At 66.1% G+C, this 2337-nt stretch carries 4 protein-coding genes and 1 pseudogene; all 5 read right to left on the bottom strand.

The window, feature by feature from the left end:
* A pseudogene (locus tag ACFWF3_RS32690) lies at nt 1-152 on the bottom strand (ribosome maturation factor RimM); the annotation flags it as partial.
* Nucleotides 153-395 carry an RNA-binding protein gene (locus ACFWF3_RS32685; RefSeq protein ID WP_056811833.1) on the bottom strand — a complete coding sequence of 81 codons (243 nt, stop codon included), beginning with the start codon at nt 393-395 and terminating at the stop codon, nt 153-155.
* Entirely contained in the window at nt 395-832 is a 438-nt protein-coding gene (rpsP, locus tag ACFWF3_RS32680) for a 30S ribosomal protein S16 (protein ID WP_378626367.1), read from the bottom strand. Before rpsP ends, ACFWF3_RS32685 begins: the two co-directional genes overlap by 1 nt.
* Nucleotides 833-1036: 204 nt before the next feature.
* On the bottom strand, nt 1037-1621 hold the full coding sequence (locus ACFWF3_RS32675) for a Uma2 family endonuclease (RefSeq protein ID WP_379317724.1): 585 nt from the start codon (nt 1619-1621) through the stop codon (nt 1037-1039).
* Between the two features lie 169 nt (nt 1622-1790).
* Nucleotides 1791-2337 (bottom strand): amidohydrolase family protein (locus tag ACFWF3_RS32670; RefSeq protein ID WP_379317722.1); only part of this gene is annotated, 547 nt, incomplete at its 5' end.

Below are 2337 nucleotides of genomic sequence, written 5' to 3'. Positions count from 1 at the left end.
GTGTAGTCACGGGTCGCCGAAGACTTCGGCATCCTGCCGCGCAGCGTGACGCCCGGCGCGAACCGGACGTCCGGTTCGTCGGTGCGAACATCGACGACGAGTTCGCCGCGCACACCGTGCGACTTGGCGACCCGACCTACGACGAGTTCCATCTAGGCGTCGGTATCGACCACGTCGACCCGGATCCCACGGCCGCCGATGCCGGCGACCAGGGTGCGCAGCGCGGTCGCGGTACGACCACCGCGCCCGATCACCTTGCCCAGGTCTTCAGGATGGACGTGTACCTCGACGGTGCGTCCACGACGTCCGGTGAGCAGCTCGACACGGACGTCGTCAGGGTTGGCGACGATGCCGCGAACCAGATGTTCGACGGCATCGGCAACAACAGCAGTCATTACTCGGCAGCCTCGGTGGCGGCTTCCTCAGCGGCAGCCTCGTCCTTCTTGGCGGCCTTCTTCTTCGGGGTGACGGCCTCGGTGGTGGGCGCGTTGTCGGCGGCGGCCAGCGCGGCGTTGAACAGGTCCAGCTTGGAGGTCTTCGCGGCCTTCACCTTCAGGGTGCCCTCGGTGCCCGGCAGGCCCTTGAACTTCTGCCAGTCGCCGGTGATCTCCAGCAGACGCTGCACCGACTCGGTGGGCTGCGCGCCGACCGACAGCCAGTACGCGACGCGCTCGGCGTCGATCTGGATCAGCGAAGGCTCTTCCTTCGGGTGGTACAGGCCGATGGACTCGATGGCGCGGCCGTCACGACGGGTACGGGCGTCGGCGACGACGACGCGGTACTGCGGGTTGCGGATCTTGCCGAGACGAGTGAGCTTGATCTTGACAGCCATGCTGTTCAGTCTTCTTTCAGTAGTTTTGGTCACCACGCGATTCGGCGACCCGCATGGTCTGCGAGTCCGGTTTCGCGCATGCGTGCGTGACCGCCGCGCGGTACGTAACCGGAGACGGGCTGACACTGTCCAGGAAGGACGAGGGTTCATTCTGCCAGACGACCCGCCGCGCCCGGAAATCGCCTCCGCCAGTCGCGCGCTATCTCACCGCAACTGCGAGGTGTCGACCACCACCGGCACCGGGCCAGGTGCCTTCACCGTCTCGCCATCGGTGGCGAACATTTCCTGGCGGTAGCCGGACTCGCCCAGCGTGTAGCCCCAGAACCGTGCGGGCTTGCCGGCGGGGAGTTCGACGATCCACAGATACGGAACCCGCGCCGAGGCATAGGCCGCGATTTTTGTGTCTCGTTCCTCACGGCTGTTGCCGGGTGACCAAACTTCCACAGCCAACACCAGATCATCAGCAGCGAAGTTGACACGATCGGGCGGAACACTGACCACGGCGACGTCTGGGATTATGCCAATCCGAAACGGAGTACTGATCCGGACGCCGACAGCGGGAAGCGCCGTGAGATCTGAGCGATCAGCAGCACGAACAGCGGCCCGTAGAACCACGAACAACTCACCTGCGGCGTACTGATGCGGACCACCCGGCGGCGGCGTCGTGTGCAGGTACCCCCAGATGAGTTCGAGTCGAGATCCATCGACCGGCTGCTCTTCGGCGAGCCAGTCTTCCACAGTCTTCGGGCCCAACGGGTGGATCATCGAAACCTCGGCGCTCAGGGCCACCTCCAGCCAACCTCCCCGCGTACCAGCGATGGACCACTCGGACTCGGCCCAGACGGGCACGCACTCGACTTGCCACAATGGGGCAAGTCAAGTGTACCGATTTGCAAACCCCAGGGGTTACAAAACCGCCAGCCGATGGACGGTGTCAATCACGGGGCGACTACGCGATTCACCGATGTCCGGTGACCGGGTCGGGCGTCCTGACAACCGCGCCACGCAGCACAACCCATTGTGGCTCGGTGAGCGACTGAGGGTTCGTGCGGGGATCTTCGGCGTAGACGACGAAGTCGGCCGGGGCGCCCTCGTCGATACCGGGGCGGCCGAGCCAGGTGCGGGCGTTCCACGACGCGGCGCCGAGAGCCTCGTGGGGTGACAGGCCCGCACCGGACAGGGCGGTGATCTCGTCGGCGATGCGGCCGTGACGGATGGAGCCGCCCGCGTCGGTGCCCGCGTAGATCGGGACGCCCGCCTCGTGGGCTTTGCCGACGGTGTCGCGAACGCGGCGGTGCAGGTCGCGCATGTGGGCGGCGTAGACCGGGAACTTCGTGGCGCTGTCGGCGATGCCGGGGAAGGTATCGATATTGATCAGGGTGGGGACCAGGGCGGTGCCGTTGGCCACCATCAGTTCGATGGTGTCGTCGGTGATGCCGGTGCCGTGTTCGAGGCAGTCGATACCCGCGTTGATCAGGCCCGGCAGGGCGTCCTCACCGAACACG

The organism is Nocardia sp. NPDC060220 (assembly GCF_042727815.1).
Taxonomy (GTDB): Bacteria; Actinomycetota; Actinomycetes; order Mycobacteriales; family Mycobacteriaceae; genus Nocardia.
Note: the sequence above shows the minus strand (reverse complement) of the source record. Positions and strands in the feature narration are given on the sequence as shown.